Origin of the sequence: Xanthomonas sp. AM6, from assembly GCF_025665335.1 — a bacterium.
Classification (GTDB): domain Bacteria; phylum Pseudomonadota; class Gammaproteobacteria; order Xanthomonadales; family Xanthomonadaceae; genus Xanthomonas_A.
In genome coordinates, this window is the sequence record NZ_CP106869.1 from 2,606,706 (window position 1) to 2,623,561 (window position 16,856).

At 69.8% G+C, this 16,856-nt stretch carries 10 protein-coding genes; 6 read left to right on the plus strand and 4 right to left on the minus strand.

All coding sequences use genetic code 11. The features are described from left to right. Nucleotides 1–10: 10 nt before the first annotated feature. The 4 genes from cheD (at nt 11) to OCJ37_RS10955 (ending at nt 7,470) form a co-directional block, all read left to right on the plus strand. Nucleotides 11–601, plus strand: a complete 591-nt coding sequence (cheD, locus tag OCJ37_RS10940) for a chemoreceptor glutamine deamidase CheD (protein ID WP_263113653.1) — start codon at nt 11–13, stop codon at nt 599–601. Continuing rightward, nucleotides 598–1,671, plus strand: coding sequence for a protein-glutamate methylesterase/protein-glutamine glutaminase (locus OCJ37_RS10945; protein ID WP_263109440.1), 1,074 nt, complete (start codon nt 598–600; stop codon nt 1,669–1,671). Before cheD ends, OCJ37_RS10945 begins: the two co-directional genes overlap by 4 nt. Nucleotides 1,672–1,852: 181 nt before the next feature. Next, a complete protein-coding gene (locus tag OCJ37_RS10950) occupies nt 1,853–4,492 on the plus strand; it encodes a sensor domain-containing protein (RefSeq protein WP_263109441.1) in 2,640 nt (879 codons plus the stop codon). 56 nt (nt 4,493–4,548) lie between these two features. Then, nucleotides 4,549–7,470, plus strand: coding sequence for a ligand-binding sensor domain-containing diguanylate cyclase (locus OCJ37_RS10955; RefSeq protein WP_263109442.1), 2,922 nt, complete (start codon nt 4,549–4,551; stop codon nt 7,468–7,470). 656 nt (nt 7,471–8,126) lie between these two features. Here OCJ37_RS10955 and acnB read toward each other — a convergent pair. From acnB to OCJ37_RS10970, 3 genes are read right to left on the minus strand one after another with little or no spacing between them, the layout of a single operon-like run. Next, nucleotides 8,127–10,718, minus strand: a complete 2,592-nt coding sequence (acnB, locus tag OCJ37_RS10960; RefSeq protein ID WP_263109443.1) for a bifunctional aconitate hydratase 2/2-methylisocitrate dehydratase — start codon at nt 10,716–10,718, stop codon at nt 8,127–8,129. 54 nt (nt 10,719–10,772) lie between these two features. Further along, the gene (locus OCJ37_RS10965) at nt 10,773–11,177 is read right to left on the minus strand and encodes a type II toxin-antitoxin system VapC family toxin (RefSeq protein ID WP_263109445.1); all 405 of its coding nucleotides are present in this window, start codon (nt 11,175–11,177) and stop codon (nt 10,773–10,775) included. Further along, a complete protein-coding gene (locus OCJ37_RS10970; protein WP_263109446.1) occupies nt 11,174–11,431 on the minus strand; it encodes an AbrB/MazE/SpoVT family DNA-binding domain-containing protein in 258 nt (85 codons plus the stop codon). The genes OCJ37_RS10965 and OCJ37_RS10970 overlap by 4 nt, the downstream gene beginning before the upstream one ends. 148 nt (nt 11,432–11,579) lie before the next feature. Between OCJ37_RS10970 and acnA the strand changes: the two genes are divergently transcribed. Beyond that, complete coding sequence (gene acnA, locus OCJ37_RS10975) at nt 11,580–14,348, plus strand: aconitate hydratase AcnA (RefSeq protein WP_263109447.1); 2,769 nt, start codon at nt 11,580–11,582, stop codon at nt 14,346–14,348. A gap of 177 nt (nt 14,349–14,525) precedes the next feature. Here the strand turns inward: acnA and OCJ37_RS10980 are convergent, their stop codons facing one another. Continuing rightward, a complete protein-coding gene (locus tag OCJ37_RS10980; RefSeq protein WP_263109448.1) occupies nt 14,526–14,951 on the minus strand; it encodes a Cif family virulence factor in 426 nt (141 codons plus the stop codon). 115 nt (nt 14,952–15,066) lie between these two features. Here OCJ37_RS10980 and OCJ37_RS10985 point away from each other — a divergent pair, with 115 nt between their 5' ends. Continuing rightward, entirely contained in the window at nt 15,067–16,749 is a 1,683-nt protein-coding gene (locus OCJ37_RS10985; protein ID WP_263109449.1) for a fatty acyl-CoA ligase RpfB, read from the plus strand. Nucleotides 16,750–16,856 lie beyond the last annotated feature (107 nt).

The window sequence follows — 16,856 nt, forward strand, 5'->3', positions numbered from 1 at the left end:
CGCCGCGTCCATGGCCATGGACCAGCAGGTGATGCGTTACCACGACACCCGCTTCCAGACCCTCGCCGCCAAGCTGCTGCCGACCCAGTACCTGGTGGTGGACGACGATACCGCGCTGACCACCATCCTCGGCTCGTGCATCGCCGCCTGCATCCGCGATCCGCTGCTGAAGATCGGCGGCATGAACCACTTCATGCTGCCCGACGGACAGGCCGGCGACGGCGCGCCGGCGCGCTACGGCAGCTACGCGATGGAAGTGCTGATCAACGACCTGCTCAAGCGCGGCGCCAGCCGCGGCCGCCTGGAGGCCAAGGTGTTCGGCGGCGGCAACGTGCTCAAGGGCTTCACCAACAATCCGGTCGGCACCCGCAACGCCGAGTTCGTGCTGAACTACCTGAAGGCCGAACGGATCCCGGTGCTGGCCGAGGACCTGCGCGGGATCCATCCGCGCAAGATCTGGTTCTTCCCCGCCACCGGCCGCGTGGTCGTGCAGCGCCTGCCGCACGCGCACGAGGAAGCCGAAGTCGCCGCCGCCGAATCGGCGGTGCGTGCCCGCCTGTCCAAAGCCCCGGTCACCGGGGCCGTGGAGTTGTTCGAATGAGTGCAGAAATCCCTTGCCGCGTCCTGATCGTCGACGACTCCGCGGTCGTGCGGCAGATGCTGACCGAGATCCTGTCGCGCGCGCCCGGCATCGAGGTGGTCGGTTCGGCCGCCGATCCGATCCTGGCCCGCGAGAAGATCAAGCGGCTGAATCCGGACGTGATCACCCTGGACGTGGAAATGCCGCGCATGGACGGCCTGGCGTTCCTGGAGAACCTGATGCGGCTGCGGCCCACGCCGGTGGTGATGATCTCCTCGCTGACCGAACGCGGCGCCGACACCACGCTGCAGGCGCTGGCGCTGGGCGCGGTCGACTTCATCTCCAAGCCCAAGCTGGACGTGGCGCGCGGCCTGGAGGAATACGCCGAGGAGATCGTCGGCAAGGTCAAGGCCGCGGCCAAGGCCAAGGTCCGCGCGCTCGACCGCCCGGCCGCGCCGCGTCCCGGCGGCAGCGTGCCGGCGCCCAGCGCCGCGTCCACGCTGAAGTTCCGCACCACCGACCGGCTGATCGCGATCGGCGCCTCCGCCGGCGGCACCGAGGCGCTGCGCGTGGTGCTGGAAGGCATGCCGGCCGACGCGCCGGCGGTGGTGATGACCCAGCACCTGCCGGCCGGCTTCAGCACCGCCTTCGCCGACCGCCTCAACCGGCACTCGGCGATGGCGGTGCGCGAGGCCAGCGAGGGCGAAGCGATCCTGCCCGGCCACGCCTACCTGCCGCCCGGCGGCAAGCACCTGCAGGTGGTGCGCGACGGCGCCCGCTGGCGCTGCAAGATCGACGACGGCCCGCCGGTCAACCGGCACAAGCCGGCGGTGGACGTGCTGTTCCAGTCGGTGGCGCGCAATGCCGGCGCCAACGCGATCGGTGCGGTGCTGACCGGCATGGGCGACGACGGCGCGCGCGGCCTGCTGGAAATGCTGCAGGCCGGGGCCAGCACGCTGGTCCAGGACGAGGCCACCAGCGTGGTCTGGGGCATGCCCGGGACCGCATTCCGGCTCGGCGCCGCGCAGGAAGTGCTGCCGCTGGACCGGATCGCCGAACGCCTGATCGCGTTGTCCAGCCAAGCGCGCTAGGCTGTGGCGACGCAACCTGGGTAGGCGACGCGCGCGCAGGCGCGCGGGCAAGCAACAACGGGGGAACTCATGTCGATCAGCGAGCCAGTGATGACGCCGCACGCGGGCGCGGGCACGTCCTTGCGGACTGTCCCAGCCGCCGTCCAGACCGCCGCGCGCGGCCTGGCCAGGCCCTGACGCCATGCCGCACCGCGTCCGCACGCCGATCGCGTCGGGCAATGCCATCACCGCCCCGGCGCTGGCCACGCTGGCCGCGCCCGAGCAGGCGCTGCTGAGCTGCCTGCAGCAGGCGCCCGACGGCGTGGTGGTGATCGACGCGAACGCGCGCATCCTCGCCTTCAACCGGACCGCCGAAGCGTTGTGGGGGTTGACCCAGGCCCAGGTGCTGGGGCGTCCGTTCGGCGAGCTGGTGGCCGACGAGGCGCGGGCGAACTTCCTGGCCCGGTGCATGCAGGACGGCAGCTGCGCGCCCGGCGACAGCCACGCGCTGCAGCTGCCCGGCAACGACGGCGTGCAGCGCTGGGTGGCGGTGAGCGCGACCACGGTGCCGCAGGAACGCGCGCCGCTGTACGTGGTGTTCGTGCGCGACATCAGCGCCGAACGCGAGCGCGACGCCAAGACGCGGCTGCTGTCGCTGGCGCTGGACCGCAGCGACAACGCGATCGTGGTCTGCGACCCGCAACTGGCCATCCTCTACGTCAATGCCGGCTTCGTGCGGATGTTCGGCTACGCCGCCGACGAGGTGCGCGGGCGCCTGCCGAGCAGCGTGCTGCCCGGCGCCGGCAGCGACGTGCAGGTGATACGGCAGATCCGCGAACGCGTGGTCGGCGGCCAGGGCCACCAGGCCGATCTGCTGGTCTACCGCAAGGACGGCTCGCCGCTGTGGACCACGATCGTGGCCAACCCGATCGCCGACGAGGACGGCGGCATCCAGCACTACGTGCTGTCGTTCACCGACATCACCCAGAGCAAGATGCACGAGATCCTGCACAAGAACGTGCTCGACGCGCTGGTCCGCGAACAGCCGCTGGTCGACGTGGCCGCGCTGATCTGCAGCGAGGTCGAGCGCATCGCCCCGCAGCTGGTGGCCTCGATCATCAGCGTCAACGGCGACGGGATGCTGCACCCGCTGGCCTCGCCGAGCCTGCCGACCTCGTTCAACGCGGCGGCCGAACGCCTGCGCATCGGCCCCACCGCCGGCGCCTGCGGCGCGGCGATCTGGCGCGGCAAGCAGGTACTGGTGCGCGACACCGCCACCGATCCGGTGTTCGCCGACCACCGCGCGCTGGTGGCCGAGCTCGGCCTGCGCAGCTGCGTGGCCAGCCCGATCAAGTCCAGCGGCGGGCGCGTGCTGGGCAGTTTCGCGCTGTACTACCGCGAGGTGTGCGAACCGCAGCCCTGGCACCTGCGCCTGGTCGAACTGTGCCTGCACCTGTGCGCGCTGGCGCTGGAGCGCGAGCAGACCAAGGCGCGCGTGCACCAGCTGGCGTTCTACGATTCGTTGACCGGCCTGCCCAACCGGGTGATGTTCAGCGCCCGCGCCGAGCAGGCGCTGGCCGCCGCCGAGTACCACGAGTTTCCGGTGGCGATCCTGTTCGTCGACATCGACCGCTTCAAGCGCGTCAACGAGACCCAGGGCCATGCCGCCGGCGACGGCCTGCTGCGGGACATCGCGCGGCGCCTGGGCGAGATCCTGGGCGTGGCCGACCTGATCGGCCGCCAGGCCGGCGACGAGTTCGTGCTGATGCTGCCGCAATGCGGCGCCGAGCAGGCCGCCGGCGTGGCCGAGCGCCTGTTGCTGGCGCTGGCCGAGCCGCTGGTGGTCGGCCACGTGACCCTGCACCCCAGCGCCAGCATCGGCGTGGCGATGTTCCCCGACGACGGCCGCGACATCGAGACCCTGCTGCGCCATGCCGACCTGGCCATGTACCGGGCCAAGCACGAGGGCGGCGGCAGCTTCCGCTTCTTCAGCGCCGACATGAACCGCATGGCGCAGGAACGCGTGGCGATGGAGACCGCGCTGCGCGAGGCGCTGCGCCGCGACCAGCTGCAGTTGCACTACCAGCCGCAACTGCACAGCCAGCCGCCCTACCCGCTGTACGGTGTGGAAGCGCTGTTGCGCTGGCAGCACCCGCATCTGGGCGACATCTCGCCGGCGCGCTTCGTGCCGATGGCCGAGGAATGCGGGCTGATCGACGAGCTCGGCCACTGGGTGCTGCGCCAGGCCTGTCGGCAGATGGCCGACTGGCGCCTGCGCGGCGTGCGGGTGCCGCGCGTGGCGGTCAACCTGTCGGCCAGCAACTTCGCCGACGCGCAGCTGCCCGCACGCGTGGCGCAGCTGCTGAGCGCGCATGCGCTGGCTCCCAGCGACCTGGCGCTGGAGATGACCGAGAGCGTCATGCTGTCCAACGCACCGGCGGTGCTGGCCAATCTGCGTCAGTTGCAGGCCAGCGGCGTGCGCCTGTCGCTGGACGATTTCGGCACCGGCTATTCCAGCCTCAGCCATCTGCACCAGTTGCCGGTCAACGAACTCAAGCTGGACATGAGCTTCGTGCGCGACCTGGAACACAGCGAGACCGCACGCGCGCTGACCACCTCGGTGCTGCGCATCGGCGAGAGCCTGCGCCTGCATACGGTGGCCGAAGGCGTCGAGACCGAGGCGCAGCGGGCGTTCCTGGCCGCGCTCGGCTGCGACGTGCTGCAAGGTTTCCTGTTCGCGCCGGCGTTGCCGGCGACGACGCTGGAACGCTGGCTCGGCGCGCACCCGGCCGCCGCGGACGCGCAGACACCGCCAACGGGATCCGACGGCGCCAGCCCGTAGCGGATTGCGGCACAGATATTGCTTGATCCGGATCACTTTTTTACCCCTGTCGCGCAATGCCGATCCGCTTCCTGCTGTCGTTGCTGCTGCTGTCTGCCAGTGCCGCGCTCGCCGCGCAGACGCTGCGGCCTGCCTATCCCGAGGTCGTGCGCCGCTTCTCCACCCACGACGGCCTGCCGCAGAATTCGGTCAACGCGATCGTGCAGGACCGCGACGGTTACCTGTGGCTGGGCACCTTCGGCGGACTGGCGCGCTTCGACGGCAGTGCGTTCAGCGTCTATCGCAGCCTGGCCGACAGCGGCCCGTCCAGCGACCGGATCCTGCAGCTGTTGGAGGACGCGCGCGGCCAGTTGTGGATCGGCAGCGAGGACGCCGGGGTCAGCGTCTATCGCGATGGCCGCTTCCTGCGCCTGGACGTGTGCGGCGGCCGTTGCCTGATCCGCCGCTTCGTCGCCGCCGCCGACAACAGCGTGTGGGTGTTGAGCAGCGCCGGCGCGTACCGGATCGACCCGCGCACGCTGCGCACCCTCGAGCACCAGCCGCAGGCGCTGGACACGGTGGCCGCGCTGGGCGGCGATGCGCAGCTCTACCTGGGCGGGCAAGGCCTGTGGCGGCTGCGCCAGGGGCGCCGCGAGGCGGTGCCGCTGCCGGCCGCAGAAACCCGGGTCACGTCCCTTTCCAGCGAAGGCAGCGTGCTGTGGGTGGGCACCGGCGGCACCCTGCACCGCTACGACACGGTGCGCCGGCTGTGGCTGCCGGCGCCGGCGCCGGTGCGCGGCGCGCAGGCGCTGGCCCGCGATGCGCAGCAACGGTTGTGGGTGCTCGACGTCGATGGGCAGGTGTTCCGCGACGACGACGACGGGGCCGGGCTGCGTCCGCTGGCCAACCCGGCATTGCCGGCCGCGCACAGCCTGCTCCGCGACCGCGACGGCAACCTGTGGCTGGGCAGCAACGCGCGCGGCCTGCTGCGCATCGCGCGCTCGCGCATCGGCCTGCTCGACGACGCGCAGCAGGGCATGGACCTGCCCGGCCTGCCGGTGATCGGCGACGGCAGCGGCGGGCTGTGGCTGGGCACCGTCTGCGGCGGCCTGCGGCACTGGGACGCGCCCAGCGGGCGCCTGCGCCGCTGGTCGCTGCAACCCACGCTCGGCAACGAATGCGTGTGGTCGCTGCACCGCGACGAGGCGGGCGGGCTGTGGATCGGCACCGTCGACGGCCGCGTCGGCTACCTGTCGCCCGACGCGCAGGACGACCGCGCGGAACGCGACAGCGACGACTACCGCGGCCAGGCGCTGCGGCTGGTCGCGCAATGGCCGGATCAGTTGCCGATCCGCGCCCTGTACCGCACCGCCAAGAACAAACTCCTGGTCGCCAGCGGGCACGGCGTCTATGCCATCGCGGTCGGCGCCGGCGGCGAGACCGGCACCCCGCAGGCGATCCCGGGATTGCCCGGCAGCGTCACCCTGATCCAGCCGGCGCAGCAGGGCGGGCTGTGGCTGGCCGGCGGCGAAGGCGTGGTGCGCTGGCGGCGGCAGCAGGTGGTGGAACGCTGGAGCACCGCCAACGGCCTGTCCAGCCGCTTCGTGCGCTCGCTGTACGAACAGCCCGACGGCACGCTGTGGATCGGCACCTACGGCGGCGGCCTCAACCGCATCGCCGGCGGCCGCGTGCAGCGCTTCGATCGCGCCAGCGGTCTGTTCGACGACGTGGTCTCGTGCATGGTCGCCGACGAGAACGGCGGACTGTGGCTCAGCGGCAACCGCGGCATCTCGCTGCTGCCGCCGGAGCAACTGGCCAAGGCCGCCGCCGGCAGCCAGGAACTGAGCGCGATCGGCTTTTCCGAAAGCGACGGACTGGAGCCGGCCGAGACCAACGGCGGCGGCCAGCCGGCGTGCCTGCGCGACAGCGCCGGCAAGCTGTGGTTCCCGCTGATCTCCGGCTTCGCCGAGATCGACCCGCTGGCGCTGGGCCGGCGCCGCGCGCAGGCGCCGCCGGTGCGGATCCAGTCGCTCGGCGTCGGCGGCCGCAGCATGCCGCTGGCGGCGGAACTGCGCCTGCCGCCGCGCAGCCGCGACATCGAAGTGGACTTCACCGCGATCAACCTCAGTGCGCCGGAGAAGACCCGCTTCCGCTACCGCCTGACCCGTCCTGGCCAGAACCCGGCATGGATCGACATCGGCGCCCAGCGCAGCCTGCACTTCCCGCTGCTGCCGTGGGAGGACAGCACGCTGGAAATCATCGCGCGCAGCGACACCGGCGTCTGGTCGGCCACGCCGACGCGCCTGCGCTTGCGCCAGCCGTTGCCGTGGTACCTGTCGCCGCTGGGCTGGGGCACGGCGGCGGTGCTGTTGCTGGCGGCGCTGCTGATCGGCTGGCGCGTGCACGGCTACCGGCTGCGCCGCCACCGCGACCTGCTGGCGCAGCTGGTGCGCACGCGCACCCAGGAACTGGAACAGGCCAACCGCCGCCTCGCCGACCAGGCGCAGCGCGACCCGGTCACCGGCATCGCCAACCACCGCCATTTCGTCGAAAGCCAGCAGCGGCTGTGGCAGCAGATGCAGGCGCAGCAGCGGCCGTTGTCGCTGCTGATGATCGACATCGACGAGTTCAAGCGCTTCAACGACCACTACGGCCACCTGGCCGGCGACGAGTGCCTGCGCACGGTGGCGCTGGCGATGGCCGCGCAGCTGCGCGAGGACGGCGTGCTGGCGCGCTACGGCGGCGAGGAGTTCGTGGCGCTGCTGCCCGGCTGCGATGCCGAGGCGGCGCGCGCGGTCGGCGAACGCCTGCGCCAGACGGTGCTCGACTGTGCGGTGGCGCATGCCCCGGGCGCACGCCACCGGCTGGTGACCGTCAGCATCGGCTGCGCCAGCAAATGGCCGAGCGCCAGCCTGTCGAGCACGCGCCTGACCGACCTTGCCGACCAGGCCCTGTACCGGGCCAAGGAACTCGGCCGCAACCGGGTGGAAAGCGCCTGAGCGGCGGCGTGCTGCGCTCGCGTGCCGGCCTCGCCAAGTAGGCTGCGGATCGGGTGGTCGCGGAGCGCGGCAGGGAACTGGCCGGGATCGGTGCAGTCGGGACTGAAGTCCCTCCCACAAGTGCCGTCGCGCTGCCGTCCTTCGCTGCCGAACCGTCGCACCGCCACTCCCTGCAGGAGCGACTTCAGTCGCGACGAACGCAGTCCGGAACTACCACGGCTTCGGCGACTTCCGCGGCTGACGTCCTGCCGACCAAGCCCCAGCAGGCTAACCGCAAGCCCCCTGTGGGAGCGACTTCAGTCGCGACGAACGCAGTCCGGAACCACCACGGCTTCGGAGACTTCCGCGGCTGACGTCCTGCCGACCATGCCCCAGCAGGCTAACCGCAAGCCCCCTGTGGGAGCGACTTCAGTCGCGACGAACGAAGCAGCGAACTCGCCGCGACTGGAAGGCATCGGCGCCGATGCCCCAGCCTGCAGGCGTTCGCGCCCGCATGCGCTTGCGCGAGCGGCTCCGGCCGGCCTCGGCCGAACGCCGCCAATCCGCGATCGGCAACGGCTCGCACCGCGCCTGCGGCACGGCGCGATCGACCCGCGCCACAAACGAAGAAGCCCGGCATCGCCGGGCTTCTTCGTCGCAACCGCCGACCGCCTGGATCAGGCGGCGACCGTATCGGCCACGTCCTGGTATTCCTGGATCTGGTCGAAGTTCATGTAGCGGTAGATCTGTTCGCCGCTGGTCTTGATCACGCCGACGTCGGCCATGTACTCGTCCTTGGTCGGGATGCGGCCCAGGCGCGAGCAGATCGCCGCCAGTTCCGCCGAGCCCAGGTACACGTTGGTGTTGCGGCCCAGGCGGTTGGGGAAGTTGCGGGTGGAGGTGGAGAACACCGTGGCGCCCTCGCGCGCCTGCGCCTGGTTGCCCATGCACAGCGAGCAGCCCGGCATCTCCATGCGCGCGCCGGCCGCGCCGAAGGTGCCGTAGTGGCCTTCCTTGGTCAGCTCGGAGGCGTCCATCTTGGTCGGCGGCGCGACCCACAGGCGGGTCGGGATGTCGCGCTTGCCTTCCAGCAGCTTGGCCGCGGCGCGGAAGTGGCCGATGTTGGTCATGCACGAACCGATGAACACCTCGTCGATCGCCGCGCCGGCGACCTCCGACAGCGTCTTGACGTCGTCCGGATCGTTCGGGCAGGCCACGATCGGCTCGTGGATGTCGGCCAGGTCGATCTCGATCACCGCCGCGTACTCGGCATCGGCATCGGGCTCGAGCAGCTGCGGGTCGGCCAGCCACTCTTCCATCTTCTTGATCCGCCGCGCCAGCGAACGCGCGTCGGCGTAGCCTTCGGCGATCATCCACTTCAGCAGGGTGATGTTGCTGTTGAGGTATTCGATGATCGGCGCCTTGTCCAGGCGCACCGTGCAGCCGGCGGCCGAGCGCTCGGCCGAGGCGTCGGACAGTTCGAACGCCTGCTCTACCTTCAGGTGCGGCAGGCCTTCGATCTCCAGGATGCGGCCGGAGAAGATGTTCTTCTTGCCCTGCTTGGCCACGGTCAGCAGGCCATCCTTGATCGCGTACAGCGGGATCGCGTTGACCAGGTCGCGCAGGGTCACGCCCGGCTGCATCTGCCCCTTGAAGCGCACCAGCACGCTCTCGGGCATGTCCAGCGGCATGACCCCGGTGGCCGCGGCGAACGCGACCAGGCCGGAGCCGGCCGGGAACGAGATGCCGATCGGGAAGCGGGTGTGCGAGTCGCCGCCGGTGCCCACGGTGTCCGGCAGCAGCATGCGGTTGAGCCAGCTGTGGATCACGCCGTCGCCCGGACGCAGCGACACGCCGCCGCGGGTGGAGATGAATTCCGGCAGGGTGTGGTGGGTCTTGACGTCCACCGGCTTCGGGTAGGCCGCGGTGTGGCAGAACGACTGCATCACCAGGTCGGCGGAGAAGCCCAGGCAGGCCAGGTCCTTCAGCTCGTCGCGGGTCATCGGCCCGGTGGTGTCCTGCGAGCCCACCGAGGTCATCTTCGGCTCGCAGTAGGTGCCCGGACGCATGCCCTTGCCTTCCGGCAGGCCGCAGGCGCGGCCGACCATCTTCTGCGCCAGCGAGAAGCCCTTGCCGGTATCGGCCGGCACCATCGGCAGGCGGAACAGGTCCGAGGCCGGCAGGCCCAGGAACTCGCGCGCCTTCGCGGTCAGGCCGCGGCCGACGATCAGCGGGATGCGGCCGCCGGCGCGCACTTCGTCGAACAGCACGTCCGACTTCATCGCGAACTCGGCGATCACCTGCCCGTTCTTCAGCGCCTTGCCCTCGTACGGGCGCAGCTCGACCACGTCGCCGTGCTCCATCTGCGACACGTCCAGTTCGATCGGCAGCGCGCCCGCGTCTTCCATCGTGTTGTAGAAGATCGGCGCGATCTTCGAACCCAGGCACACACCGCCGAAACGCTTGTTGGGGATGTACGGGATGTCCTCGCCGGTCCACCACAGCACCGAGTTGGTCGCCGACTTGCGCGAGGAACCGGTGCCGACCACGTCGCCGACATAGGCAACCAGGTGACCCTTGGCCTTCAGGTCGGCGATGGCCTGGATCGGCCCGCGCTTGCCGTCTTCTTCCGGCTCGAACGCGGCGCCGTCGCGCCTGTTCTTCAGCATCGCCAGCGCGTGCAGCGGGATGTCCGGGCGCGTGGTCGCGTCCGGCGCCGGCGACAGGTCGTCGGTGTTGGTCTCGCCCGGCACCTTGAACACGGTGACGGTCAGGCTCTGCGGCACTTCCGGCTTGCTGGTGAACCATTCGGCGTCGGCCCAGCTCTGCAGCACCGCCTTGGCGTGCGCATTGCCGGCCTGGGCCTTTTCCTGCACGTCGTGGAACGCATCGAAGATCAGCAGCGTGTGCTTCAGGCCTTCGGCCGCCACCGCGCCGAGTTCGGCGTTGTCCAGCAGCTCGATCAGCGGATGGATGTTGTAGCCGCCGAGCATGGTGCCGAGCAGTTCGGTGGCGCGCGTGGGGCTGATCAGCGGGGTCTTCTCGGTGCCGAAGGCGACCGCGGCCAGGTACGAGGCCTTGACCTTGGCGGCGTCGTCGACGCCGGCCGGCACGCGCTGGCTGAGCAGCTCGACCAGGAACTGTTCCTCGCCGGCCGGCGGGTGCTTCAGCAGCTCGATGACCTCGGCGGTCTGCTGCGCGCTCAGCGGCAGCGGCGGGATGCCGAGCGCGGCGCGCTCTGCGACGTGGTGGCGATAGGCTTCCAACATGCGGGTTCTCCGGGGAAATGCGGTGGGGATGGGCGGTAAGCGGCGGGCGCGGCGTCAGGCCGGCTTGGGGACGATGATCTTCAGGCCCTTGAAGTAGTCGCGGAAGAAGCCGTCGTCGCGGGTGATCAGGCCGTCGCACTGCAGCAGCGCATGGGCGCCGATCAGGAAATCGGCCACCACCCGTTCGCGCTTGCCGCCACGCGCGCGGAAGCGGCGCTGCATCTCGCCGGCGCGCAACGCCGACTTGGCTTCCAGCGCGTTGAAGCGGATGCTCATGTCCTCCAGCACCGACAGCGCCTCGGCGCCGTCGCGCAGCGCGCTGCACACCTCGGCCAGGACGATGTCGCACACCACCACCGGGCCGGTGCTCAGGCACTGGCGCAGGCAGGCTTCGGCGGCATCGGCCTGCGGGCCGTCGGCCAGCAGGTCTACCAGCACCGAGGAATCGATCGCGATCATGCCTTGGCGTCGGGCTCGAACGGATCGCCCGGCGCGCGGCCGCGGATCGCGCGCATCGCCTCGTCGGTGCTGGCGAAGCCGTCGAGCTGGAAGCGCCCGCGCGCGCGCGAGATCGCATCGTCCACGCTCTTGCGCAGGATGATGCGGCCGCCGTCCAGTTCCACTTTCAGGATGGTGCCCTTGGTCAGGCCCAGCGCGTCGCGCACGGCCTTGGGCAAGGTGATCTGGCCGCGTTCGGCGACGGTGGCTTCCATGGGTGGCCTCCACAAGGTATGCACGAATTTTACATACTTGAAGCGTCATACTCAAGCCCGCATACAGCGTCGGTAACACCCTCCATACACACTGAATGGGTCAGAATGATCGCAGTCCCTACAGCCGCGATGCCATAGGAGTTCCGTGATGAGCGATTCCTTTTCCACCCGTACCTCGCTCGAGGTCAACGGCAAACGCTACGCCTACTACAGCCTGCCCAAGCTCGCCGAGCGCTTCGACATCGGCCGCCTGCCCTACTCGCTGAAGATCCTGCTGGAGAACCTGCTGCGCCACGAGGACGGCGGGGTGACCGTGGGCAAGGACCACATCGAGGCGGTGGCCAAGTGGGACCCCAAGGCCGAGCCGGACACCGAGATCGCGTTCATGCCGGCGCGGGTGGTGCTGCAGGACTTCACCGGCGTGCCGTGCGTGGTCGACCTGGCGGCGATGCGCGACGCGGTGGTCAAGCTCGGCGGGCGCCCGGAGCAGATCAACCCGCTGATCCCCTCGGAACTGGTGATCGACCATTCGGTGCAGGTGGACGTGTTCGGCAAGGCCGACGCGCTCGACCTCAACGGCAAGATCGAGTTCCAGCGCAACCAGGAACGCTACGGCTTCCTGCGCTGGGGCCAGAAGGCCTTCGACAACTTCAAGGTGGTGCCGCCGAACACCGGCATCGTGCACCAGGTCAACCTGGAGCACCTGGCGCGGGTGGTGATGACCGCCGAGCGCGACGGCGAGGCGATCGCCTATCCGGACACGGTGTTCGGCACCGACAGCCATACCACCATGATCAACGGCATCGGCGTGCTCGGCTGGGGCGTGGGCGGCATCGAGGCCGAAGCGGCGATGCTCGGCCAGCCCTCGTCGATGCTGATCCCGCAGGTGGTCGGCTTCAAGCTGACCGGCAGGCTGCCCGAAGGCGCCACCGCCACCGACCTGGTGCTGACGGTGACGCAGATGCTGCGCAAGCACGGCGTGGTCGGCAAGTTCGTCGAGTTCTTCGGCGAGGGCCTGCAGCACCTGCCGCTGGCCGACCGCGCCACCATCGGCAACATGGCGCCCGAATACGGCGCCACCTGCGGCATCTTCCCGGTCGACGCCGAATCGCTGACCTACCTGCGCCTGTCCGGGCGCAGCGAGGAGCAGATCGCGCTGGTCGAGGCCTACGCCAAGGCGCAGGGCCTGTGGCACGACGCCGACACCGCGCACGCCGACTACAGCGCGACGCTGGAGCTGGACATGGGCCAGGTCAAGCCGTCGCTGGCCGGCCCCAAGCGCCCGCAGGACCGGGTGCTGCTGGAAGACATGCAGCGCAACTTCCGCGACAACCTGGTGCCCTTCGCCGAGGCGCGCCACAAGCGCCGCAGCGACCTGAAGCAGGAGGACCGGCTCAAGAACGAAGGCGGCGGCGGCACCGCGGTCGGCGCCAAGGCCTCGCAGGCCGAGACCAGCGAAGACAGCGGCGCCGGCTGGCAGCTGCGCGACGGCTCGGTGGTGATCGCCGCGATCACCTCCTGCACCAACACCTCCAACCCGGCGGTGATGCTCGGCGCCGGGCTGCTGGCGCGCAACGCCGTGGCCAAGGGCCTGAAGGCGCAGCCGTGGGTCAAGACCTCGCTCGGGCCGGGCTCGCTGGTGGTCACCGACTACCTGAAGAAAGCCGGGGTGATGGACGACCTGGAGCGCCTCGGTTTCTACGTGGTCGGCTACGGCTGCACCACCTGCATCGGCAACTCCGGCCCGCTGCCGGAGGACGTGTCGGCGGCGATCGCCCGCGAGGACCTGGTGGTGGCGTCGGTGCTGTCGGGCAACCGCAATTTCGAAGGCCGCGTGCATCCGGAAGTGAAGATGAACTACCTGGCCTCGCCGCCGCTGGTGGTCGCCTACGCCATCGCCGGCACCACCGACATCGACCTGAGCCGCGATCCGCTCGGCACCGGCAGCGACGGCCAGCCGGTCTATCTGCGCGACATCTGGCCGAGCAACAAGGAAATCGGCGACACCATCGCCGCCACCGTCGGCCCGGAGATGTTCAAGCAGAACTACGCCGACGTGTTCAAGGGCGACAGCCGCTGGGCCGCGATCGCCTCGCCCGACGGCGACCTGTACGCGTGGGACGGGGCCTCCACCTACATCAAGAATCCGCCCTACTTCGATGGCATGACCATGCAGGTCGGCAGCATCGACGACGTGCACGGCGCGCGCGTGCTCGGCCTGTTCGGCGACTCGATCACCACCGATCACATCTCCCCGGCCGGCAACATCAAGAAGGACTCGCCGGCGGGCCGCTTCCTGCAGGAGCGCGGCGTGCAGCCGGCCGACTTCAACAGCTACGGCAGCCGCCGCGGCAACGACGACGTGATGGTGCGCGGCACCTTCGCCAACATCCGCATCAAGAACCTGATGTTCGGCGGCGAGGAAGGCGGCAACACCCTGTACCGCGGGCCGGGCAACGCGCAGCCGGAGAAACTGGCGATCTACGATGCGGCGATGAAGTACAAGGCCGACGGCGTGCCGCTGGTGGTGATCGCCGGCAAGGAGTACGGCACCGGCTCCTCGCGCGACTGGGCGGCCAAGGGCACCAACCTGCTCGGGGTCAAGGCGGTGATCGCCGAGAGCTTCGAGCGCATCCACCGCTCCAACCTGGTCGGCATGGGCGTGCTGCCGCTGCAGTTCCTGGACAACGAGAACGCGCAGTCGCTGGGCCTGGACGGTTCGGAGGTGTTCGACATCACCGGGCTGCAGGACGGCGCCAGCAAGCGCGCCACCATCGATGCGAAGAAGGCCGACGGCAGCGTCAAGCAGTTCCAGGTCAAGGTACTGCTGCTCACGCCCAAGGAAGTGGAGTACTTCAAGCACGGCGGCCTGCTGCAGTACGTGCTGCGTCAGCTGGCGGCACGCAAGGCGGCCTGAGGCCGCGACGGCGGGCGGCGTCCTGCATGGGCGCCGCGTCGCCCTGCAAGTGCACCGCCGTGCACGATGCGTTTCGTGGGCACCGCGCCAAGCGCGGTCCCCGTTTTGCACCGATGGCGAAGGCCCTGTTCTCCAACAGGGCGAATGCCGTTCAACGCATGCGCATGCCGCACGCCGCTACGGCGGCGCGCTCCATTGCGCATGCCGCAGCTGCCACCGCCCGTCCTTCTCGCGCCAGCCGCTGACCACGCTGTAGCGCTGCATCCGTTCCGGCAACACGCGCCCGTCGCCGCCGCTGAGCACCGCCTCGAAACGCACCGTGGCGTCCTCGCCCTGCAGCTGGATCGACAGCGGCCCGGTGCTCACCCCGATCCGCGCATTGGCCAGGAATTGCGCGCGCAACAGGTTGTGCAGCGCAGCACGATCCATCCCCGCCTCGCCCCCGAAATCGTCGGCCACGCCGTCCATCGCATCGCGCAGGCGATGTTCCTCCACCGCCTCCTGCATCGCGGCAATGTCCTTGCGCAGCCGCTGTTCGGCCGAATCGCGCTGGCATCCGGCCAAGGCCAGCAGCAGCGCACATCCCCAACCCCATGCCGGCATTCCTCGCATCGGACCCTCCTCGGCTTCGCCTTTGCCATGCGGAACGGTATGCTGCCACTTGCCGCGCCGCAGCGTCGCGTCGGCGTGCGGCACGCATTCCACAAGAGGGGGGCACATGAGTCAGGAACGTCCATGGTTGCAGAGTTATCCGGCCGGCATTCCCGCCGAGATCGACGTCAGTGAGTACCGATCCGTCGCGGCGGTGTTCGAAACCTCCGTCGCCAAGTTCGGCGACCGTCCGGCCTACTGCAACTTCGGCAAGATCCTGACCTACCGCGAGGCCGGCGAACTGGCCCGGCACTTCGCCGCCTACCTGCTGGGCGAGCTGCAGCTCAAGAAGGGCGACCGCGTCGCGCTGATGATGCCCAACTGCCTGCAGTACCCGATCGCCACCTTCGGCGTGCTGCTGGCCGGCATGACCGTGGTCAACGTCAATCCGCTGTACACGCCGCGCGAACTGCGCCACCAGCTGATCGATTCGGGCGCCAGCGCCATCGTGGTGATCGACAACTTCGGCAAGACCGTGCAGGAAGTGCTGGCCGACACCCCGCTCAAGCAGGTCATCACCACCGGCCTGGGCGACATGCTCGGTTTCCCGAAGGGCGCGCTGGTCAACTTCGTGCTGAAGTACGTCAAGAAGCTGGTGCCCGACTACGACATCCCCAACGCGGTCCGCTTCCGCGACGCGCTCACCCTGGGCCGCCTGCACACGCTGCCGCAGCTGGACATCGAGCCGGAGGACATCGCCTTCCTGCAGTACACCGGCGGCACCACCGGGGTGGCCAAGGGCGCGATGCTGACCCACCGCAACCTGGTCGCCAACATGCTGCAGGCCGGCGCCTGGATCGCCGCGACCGGCAAGCTGGAGGAAGGCAAGGAAGTCATCATCACCGCGCTGCCGCTGTACCACATCTTCGCGCTGACCGCGAACGGCCTGGTGTTCATGAAGCTCGGCGGCCTCAACCACCTGATCAGCAACCCGCGCGACATGCCCGGCTTCGTCAAGGAGCTGAAGAAGACCCGCTTCACCGCCTTCACCGGGGTCAACACGCTGTTCAACGGCCTGCTCAACACCCCCGGCTTCGAGGACGTGGACTTCTCGGCGCTGAAGTTCACCCTGGGCGGCGGCATGGCGGTGCAGCGCGCCGTGGCCGAACGCTGGAAGCAGGTGACCGGGGTGACCCTGGTCGAGGCCTACGGCCTGACCGAGACCTCCCCCGCCGCCTGCATCAACCCGCTGACGCTGGAGGAATACAACGGCGCCATCGGCCTGCCGATCCCCTCCACCGACGCCTGCGTCAAGGACGACCAGGGCCAGACCCTGGCGCCCGGCGAGGTCGGCGAGCTGTGCATCAAGGGTCCGCAGGTGATGAAGGGCTACTGGCGCCGCCCCGAGGAGACCGCCGGCGCGGTCGATGCCGACGGCTGGCTGCATACCGGCGACATGGCGCGGATGGATCCGCAGGGCTTCTTCTACATCGTCGACCGCAAGAAGGACATGATCCTGGTCTCGGGCTTCAACGTGTACCCGAACGAGGTCGAGGACGTGATCGCGATGATGCCCGGCGTGCTGGAAGTGGCCGCGGTCGGGGTGCCGGACGAGAAATCCGGCGAGGTGGTCAAGGTGGTCATCGTCAAGAAGGACCCCAACCTCACCGCCGAGGACGTCAAGGCCCACGCCCGCGCCAACCTGACCGGGTACAAGCACCCGCGCATCGTCGAGTTCCGCAAGGAGCTGCCCAAGACCAACGTCGGCAAGATCCTGCGGCGGGAGCTGCGCGACAGCGCGGCGCAGTGATCGCATCGTACGGCAGGCGCCGGCTCAGGGCCTGCCGTACCAAGGCTTTCGCCAAACGCTGGGGTCAAAGATCCAGGTGTAGCATCGCCCGGGTGGAATCGCACTCG

Coding starts and splice junctions, on each gene's coding strand:
- cheD (WP_263113653.1), top strand. CDS start 11: ATGGCCATGGACCAGCAGGTGATGCGTTACCACGACACCCGCTTCCAG.
- OCJ37_RS10945 (WP_263109440.1), top strand. CDS start 598: ATGAGTGCAGAAATCCCTTGCCGCGTCCTGATCGTCGACGACTCCGCG.
- OCJ37_RS10950 (WP_263109441.1), top strand. CDS start 1,853: ATGCCGCACCGCGTCCGCACGCCGATCGCGTCGGGCAATGCCATCACC.
- OCJ37_RS10955 (WP_263109442.1), top strand. CDS start 4,549: ATGCCGATCCGCTTCCTGCTGTCGTTGCTGCTGCTGTCTGCCAGTGCC.
- acnB (WP_263109443.1), bottom strand. CDS start 10,718: ATGTTGGAAGCCTATCGCCACCACGTCGCAGAGCGCGCCGCGCTCGGC.
- OCJ37_RS10965 (WP_263109445.1), bottom strand. CDS start 11,177: ATGATCGCGATCGATTCCTCGGTGCTGGTAGACCTGCTGGCCGACGGC.
- OCJ37_RS10970 (WP_263109446.1), bottom strand. CDS start 11,431: ATGGAAGCCACCGTCGCCGAACGCGGCCAGATCACCTTGCCCAAGGCC.
- acnA (WP_263109447.1), top strand. CDS start 11,580: ATGAGCGATTCCTTTTCCACCCGTACCTCGCTCGAGGTCAACGGCAAA.
- OCJ37_RS10980 (WP_263109448.1), bottom strand. CDS start 14,951: ATGCCGGCATGGGGTTGGGGATGTGCGCTGCTGCTGGCCTTGGCCGGA.
- OCJ37_RS10985 (WP_263109449.1), top strand. CDS start 15,067: ATGAGTCAGGAACGTCCATGGTTGCAGAGTTATCCGGCCGGCATTCCC.